This is a genomic window from uncultured Ruthenibacterium sp., from assembly GCF_963558415.1.
Classification (GTDB): domain Bacteria; phylum Bacillota; class Clostridia; order Oscillospirales; family Ruminococcaceae; genus Ruthenibacterium.
In genome coordinates this window covers 1-6528 of sequence record NZ_CAUWGY010000107.1, presented here as the reverse complement: position 1 = coordinate 6528, position 6528 = coordinate 1, and the positions used below count along the sequence as shown (strand labels likewise).

6 protein-coding genes are annotated in these 6528 nt (G+C 47.1%); all 6 read right to left on the bottom strand.

Annotated features, from left to right (window positions below; genetic code table 11):
• Positions 1-2191: AAA family ATPase (locus tag AB5H98_RS12265; RefSeq protein ID WP_367926181.1), on the bottom strand; the 2191-nt coding region annotated here is incomplete at its 3' end.
• Between the two features lie 24 nt (positions 2192-2215).
• Positions 2216-2902 carry a hypothetical protein gene (locus AB5H98_RS12260; protein WP_367926180.1) on the bottom strand — a complete coding sequence of 229 codons (687 nt, stop codon included), beginning with the start codon at positions 2900-2902 and terminating at the stop codon, positions 2216-2218.
• Positions 2903-2917: 15 nt separating this feature from the next.
• Complete coding sequence (locus tag AB5H98_RS12255; RefSeq protein ID WP_367926179.1) at positions 2918-4255, bottom strand: DUF5711 family protein; 1338 nt, start codon at positions 4253-4255, stop codon at positions 2918-2920.
• Positions 4252-5010: a tRNA pseudouridine(38-40) synthase TruA gene (gene truA / locus AB5H98_RS12250; protein ID WP_367926178.1), complete on the bottom strand. Its 759-nt coding sequence runs from the start codon at positions 5008-5010 to the stop codon at positions 4252-4254. Before truA ends, AB5H98_RS12255 begins: the two co-directional genes overlap by 4 nt.
• 9 nt (positions 5011-5019) lie before the next feature.
• Positions 5020-5829, bottom strand: a complete 810-nt coding sequence (locus AB5H98_RS12245; protein ID WP_367926177.1) for an energy-coupling factor transporter transmembrane protein EcfT — start codon at positions 5827-5829, stop codon at positions 5020-5022.
• Positions 5829-6528: ATP-binding cassette domain-containing protein (locus AB5H98_RS12240; protein WP_367926176.1), on the bottom strand; the 700-nt coding region annotated here is incomplete at its 5' end. The genes AB5H98_RS12245 and AB5H98_RS12240, both read right to left, overlap by 1 nt.

Genomic DNA, 6528 nt, shown 5'->3' with positions numbered 1-6528 from the left:
CTCCAAACTTTCCGCCTTCTGCTTTTTGACACAGCTTCTCCAAAGCGGCCTCCGTCCACGAAAGCTCAATTCCCTTCGCAGCCAATGGTGCCTTATACTCATTCAGCATCAAAGCCGCAATACGATGCAGTTCGGCAGCACCAAGCGGTTTAAAGACGATGATCTCATCTACACGGCTCAAAAACTCCGGACGTAAAAATTCGCCCAATGCTTTCATAGCCTTATTTTTACTCATTTCCTCTGCAGTCTTATTGAAGCCGGTCTCTCCTACCTTATCCGAAGAACCTGCATTGGAGGTCATCGCTATCACAGTATTTTCAAAATTGACCGTACGTCCCTGTGCATCGTTGATTTTTCCCTCATCCAGAATTTGAAGCAGTATATTCATCACATCCGGATGCGCTTTTTCGATTTCATCAAACAAAACCACACTGTAAGGCTTGCGCCGAACCTTTTCGGTGAGCTGCCCCGCTTCATCATACCCGACGTAACCCGGCGGCGATCCGATCAGACGTGAAACGGTATGTTTCTCCATAAATTCAGACATATCCAAACGAATCAACGGATCAACCGTATCAAATAACTGCATGGCCAATTGCTTGACCAATTCGGTTTTTCCTACACCCGTCGGTCCTACAAATATAAAACTGGCCGGGCGTCTGCGTGCCGAAATATCTGCACGACTGCGCTTTACGGCGCTAGCCACCAAATGAACCGCCTCTTGCTGTCCAATAATCTTTTCATTCAAAACTTGCTCAAGGCTAGCTAATTTAGAATACTCCGTCTCCTTTACTTTGGCAGCAGGTATTCCAGTCCATAATTCGATAACTTTCGCCACGTCCTCCATGGTTACTTGAATTTTATCCACTGTTTCACGCATGGCAGGAAGTTCCTGTTCGAGCTGCTGAATCTCATACTGCAAACGGGCAATGGCCTCATAGTCAGGCCCCTCTTTTGCCTGTTCTGCCTGCTGTTCTTGCTCTTTTAACTGCGCCAGTTTTTTCTCTTTTTCCACCCATTCTGTAATCTCGGGATGGCGCAAACTACAACAGGCACAAGACTCATCCAAAAGGTCAATTGCCTTATCCGGCAAAAAGCGATCGGTAATATATCTTTCAGACAAGACGACTGTGCTGTGGACGATCGCATCCGACACCTTTACATGATGATGGTTTTCATAATATTCTTTCACGCCAGCAATCACAGCTGTGGCATCCGCAATGGACGGTTCTTCAACTTTGACCGGCTGGAAACGACGTTCCAGAGCCTGGTCCTTTTCAATATATTTACGGTATTCCGCAAAGGTCGTTGCACCGATAACCTGAATCTCGCCTCTGCTGAGAGCGGGTTTCAAAATATTGGCAGCATTCATTGCCCCCTCGGAATCTCCCGCGCCGGTAATGTTATGAATCTCGTCAATAAACAAGATCACATTGCCCGCCGCTTTGACTTCACCGATCAAACCTTTTACTCGGCTTTCAAATTGGCCGCGAAACTGAGTGCCTGCTACCAAACTTGTCATATCCAAAAGATAAACTTCTTTATCCTTCAAAAGGGCAGGCACATTTCCCTGCGCAATGCGAAGAGCGATTCCCTCAGCAATGGCCGTCTTTCCAACACCGGCCTCACCAATCAAACAGGGATTGTTTTTTTGACGACGAGACAAAATCTGAATGGTCCGATAAATCTCTCGATCGCGCCCAATGATGCGATCTACTTTTCCATCACGAGCCTTTTGAGTCAAATTCTCGCAGTAGTTATCAAGGAACTTACGTTTTTTCCCTTTTTCCCGAGCACGCGGATTTTTCTTTTCTTCTCCGTCCTCTGACTGCTCTTTGCGGTTACTGAAAATACCAAAGGGAAACGTACCCGCCCCACCGGGAGTGAAGTTTTCGGAATCCTCATCCGCGTCTTCCCCCTGCTGCTCCATCTCATCGGGAGAAATCCCCATCATCTGCTGCATCATTGCAGAAGGATCCATATCGCCATTTTCCATCATCCCGGCAAAACGTTCTTCCATATTTTCAAGATCCTGTTCACTGATCCCGAATTGCTTCATCAAATCATCTACCGGTTTAATACCCAACTCACGGGCACAGCTCAGGCAATATCCCTCTGCCTTCGCCTGTCCAGCCTCCATTTTCTGAATAAAAACAATGGCCGGACGCTTTTTACACCTTACACAAAGCATCGTTCCAACTATTCCTTTCCATGTTTAAGCACTCATAAAGGGATTGTATACCGAAAAAAACGAATAAAAATAACTTCCAGAAAGTGCCGAATCATTTAAAACCGGCAAATTGTTGCTGGTGATCACAATAATCGCCCAAATCATGCAAAGAATCAGCAGCGCATTGATCACACCGCCCACCAGGCCAGCAACCACGCCCAAAGCGCGGTTAAAGCTTCCAAGAAGCGGCACTTTGTTTAGATTGGTAAGCACAGCAACCAAGAAGGCCACTACCAATCTGCACAGCACGAAGGTGGCAAAGAACAATACCACCGTGATCAGAGGAACAACCAGCGGAGAGATAATCTGTTCCACTACCTGCTGTGCCATATTAGGTGCCTGACTGTTTAAAACGCTGTCCGCGCTTGCCAAAATGCTATCCATCATGGATTGGGGCACCAGACCTTCCAATCCACCCAAAATGCTCTCCAAATCAAAGGAGCCCTGCTGAAGTGTCTGCGTCGTTTTTTCAATTAAACCCGATTTGAAAAAGTTTTCAAACACCGTAGGAGAAACCTTTCCAGAGACAAACCATGCCAAAGCAATGGAGAAAAGGTTTCCCACTAAATCAATAATACCAGCCACAAAGCCTTTGCGTGCATAATGGATCACTGTTGCTACAATGACCACAATCAATGCAATATCCAAAATAAATGCGGGAGTAAACGTCATATTTGCCCTTCCTTTCTATGAAGCCAACGAAGTGGATTCATCCGCCTGATTGAGAGATGAATCCGCAGAAGTTTCGCTTTGCTGCGCATTCAAATCCAAAATCTGATCTTGTGTAAGAATGAGCAGACGGTCCGCGTCAATGACCGCCAAAGGCTTTGACCCAGGCTCAAGACACCTCTCAAAACTTCCGTCCAATGCATAACAATAAATTTCTGTATTGGTGAGTACATAAACCCCCAAACGACTTGCAAAAATGCTATTTGCTCTAACTTGAACATCCGCCTGTCCAATGGTTGCCATATCCATATCCAGGACTACGAATTTTGTCAATTCGCTGTGCTCACCATCGCCAAACAGCAAAATGGTATTTTTTCCGCTGACTGTCGCACTCTGGAGCTGATTGGCTCCAAAATCATAACGAGCTCTTTGTGTTCCATCGCTGACAGAGTAAACTGCAGCAAAATGATCATAAACCACCAATACATTTTGTCGATCCAAATATTCAACTTTTAATGGCAACCCATCGCTTACCTGTACGGTAACGGCCTGACTGTAATCTTCCATGTCCGTATTCAACAGATAAATGACGCTTCCTAACGCGCCATTCTGCGCTCTAGGACAGGCAACCGCGAAATTTCGGTTGTCATCCGAAAAGGCCATAGCGGTAGGCAGATCATCGGTTTTAAATTCCAAAATATTGTTGAACATGGGATCATATATTTTAAGACCACCATCTGTAAACACTGCCAGAGTTCCGTTGGGACTCATGGCACACAAGAAAATGGCCTGATCCATCTTTGTCTCATACAGCGTCTGACTTCGATTTTCAACTCTCAGTTGCGTACTCGCCCGGTCATAGATACATACGCGCGTATTGCCCGCCGTAATACAAGGATTGGCAAAACCATGCTGTAAACTACGCACCTTATTTCCATTGGCTGAATAAATGACCAAATCCTGTTCTCCCACAGCCACAAACCCTCCGGCCAAAGGACAACTTTCCACATAGCCAGGTATACTTGCTTGAACAGGAAATCCCGGGCCCGGTGTCAAAGCGATTCGAATGGAATCCACCGTATCGCCCAACAGCGCCAGCGAGGCGCCGTATAATCCAGTAAAATACACCAATATTCCCGTCAAAAGAACGGTACATACTACTGTGATTCGAATTCTCCGGGCGCGGCGTTTTTTTTGAATGCGTTCCAGGCGCACCAATTTTCCTCGTTCAACGGCACTGATCTCTTTTTCCGGTTCCGTCAAATCGAGTTCCGGCACATCCTCAAAACGCTGAAAATCCTCTTCGCGGATCTCATTCGAAGCACGCCGCTTCGATCCGCGCGAAAAAAAACTCATAACTCTTTTTTCTTCCCTTCATCGGGGTAATGCACTTTGTAAAGAAACAGACCCTTTGCCGGCACCGTATCACCCGCAAGGCTACGGTTTCCACTCTTGAGTACGTCTGCCATTTTCTCCGCAACCATGCGTCCTGCGCCTACTTCTACCAAAGTTCCCACCAAAATGCGAACCATATTGTACAAATATCCATCTGCACAAATATGAAACAAAATGTCTTCTCCGCTGCGTGTAACATGAAAAAACTGCACTGTCCGCACAGTATCCTCCATATCGCTACCCGCACTCATAAACGCACGGAAATCATGGGTACCCACCACCATCTGAGCCGCTCGCGCCATTTCATTCACGTTCAGCGGTGTAGCCAAACGCCACGCATAGGGCATTTCAAATGGGTCGTCAATCGCACTGTTGTGAAGCCGATAAAGATATTCTTTGCTGATAGAAGAATATCTTGCATGAAAATCATCCGGCACCTGCCGGGCACTGCACACGCGGATATCCGCCGGTAAAAAGCGATTGATTGCCAATGGCAATTTATAGGGATCAATGGCCTTGGGCTGTATATAGCTTACGCAATAGCCCAGTGCATGAACACCTGCATCTGTACGGGAACACCCTTTGACCGGCGGGCGGATTCCATACAGATGCTCCAAAGCATCCTGAAGCACTTCACAAACGCTCAGTGCGTTTTTCTGCACCTGAAAGCCGTGATAATTCGTTCCGATGTAACGAAGAGTAATCAAAACCTTCATGGAAACAGCCTACTTCCAAAACAAATTTGTCAATCCCATAAGCACAAACACGCCAATGGCAATCGCGGTAAGCCACATATCTTTCCCGGACATGTGCAATTCCTTCAGCCGTGTACGCCCCTCACCGCCATGATAACAACGGCACTCCATCGCCATCGCCAACTCATCTGCACGGCGAAATGCAGAAATAAACAAAGGAATCAATACCGGGATGAGCGCCTTCACCCGCTGCATAAGCGGTCCGGAATCCAATTGCGCTCCACGTGCCTTTTGCGCATTCATGATCTTTTCCGTTTCCTCAATCAAAAGCGGAATAAACCGCAGCGCAATCGTCATCATCATTGCCAACTCGTGAACCGGAAATTTCAGCTTCGCCAAAGGACGAAGGAGCTGCTCAATGGCAGCAGTTAACACAATCGGACTTGTCGTATATGTCAAAAGACTTGTTCCTGCAATGATGCAAAGAATTCGAACCACAATCAGCAAGGCATAGTTAATACCTTCCCAATAGATGTGCAAAAAGCCAAGTTCAAACACCGGTTCGGAATCGCCTGTGACAAAGAAAACGTTGAGTACCGCCGTAAACAAAATAATGGGAACTATCGGCTTGAGACTCTTACCAATCAGCCGAAGAGGAATCTTCGCCAATAAATACAAACCCAAAACCATCACAATGGAAATGCCTAATCCGATGGGATTGGAGGCCACAAACAACATAATGATATAGATCAGCGTAAGGACCAGCTTTGCACGGGGATCCATATTATGCAAAGCGGAATCGCCCGGAAAGTGTTGACCTATGGTAATATCCCGCAGCATTACATCCCCTCCTTTGCGGCCAGAATGGTTTTCACCGCATAGGGTACCGTATATACATCTGTGGGAATGTCCAGTCCCCATTGACGAAGCTGTAAAAACACCTTGGTCACTTCCGGAACAGAAAGTCCCAACTCGAGAAGTTCAGGAGCGCGCGCGAACACCTTGGCTGTCTCGTCATACATGGCGACTTTCCCTGCGTTTAAAACCAACACCCGGTCTGCATATTTTGCAGTATCTTCCATAGAGTGGCTGACCAGAATGGTGGTGGAACCTGTCTGTTTATGCCAGGCCTTGATCTGCCCCAAAATCGTGTCGCGGCCCTCCGGATCCAGGCCCGCGGCAGGCTCGTCCAACACCAGAAGCTTCGGTTCCATTGCCAGCACACCTGCGATAGCCACCCGACGCTTTTGGCCGCCAGACAACTCAAAGGGGCTCTTTTGCAAAGAGGCCTGTGACAAACCGCAGAACTCCGCAGCTCGACGCACACGCTGATCGATTTCTTCTTCACTCAGGCCCATATTGCGCGGGCCATAGGCAATATCCTTATAGACAGTCTCTTCAAACAATTGATACTCTGGATACTGAAACACCAATCCTACCAGAAAACGAAATCTCCGAATGTCGGAAGGATCGGCCCACAAATCTTCGCCACCAATGTAGATATGTCCTTTTGTAGGACGATTGAGGCCGTTAAAATGG

Excerpts from the sequence above, each read along its gene's own strand:
- truA (WP_367926178.1), bottom strand. The coding sequence starts at position 5,010 with ATGAAGGTTTTGATTACTCTTCGTTACATCGGAACGAATTATCACGGC.
- AB5H98_RS12260 (WP_367926180.1), bottom strand. The coding sequence starts at position 2,902 with ATGACGTTTACTCCCGCATTTATTTTGGATATTGCATTGATTGTGGTC.
- AB5H98_RS12255 (WP_367926179.1), bottom strand. The coding sequence starts at position 4,255 with ATGAGTTTTTTTTCGCGCGGATCGAAGCGGCGTGCTTCGAATGAGATC.
- AB5H98_RS12245 (WP_367926177.1), bottom strand. The coding sequence starts at position 5,829 with ATGCTGCGGGATATTACCATAGGTCAACACTTTCCGGGCGATTCCGCT.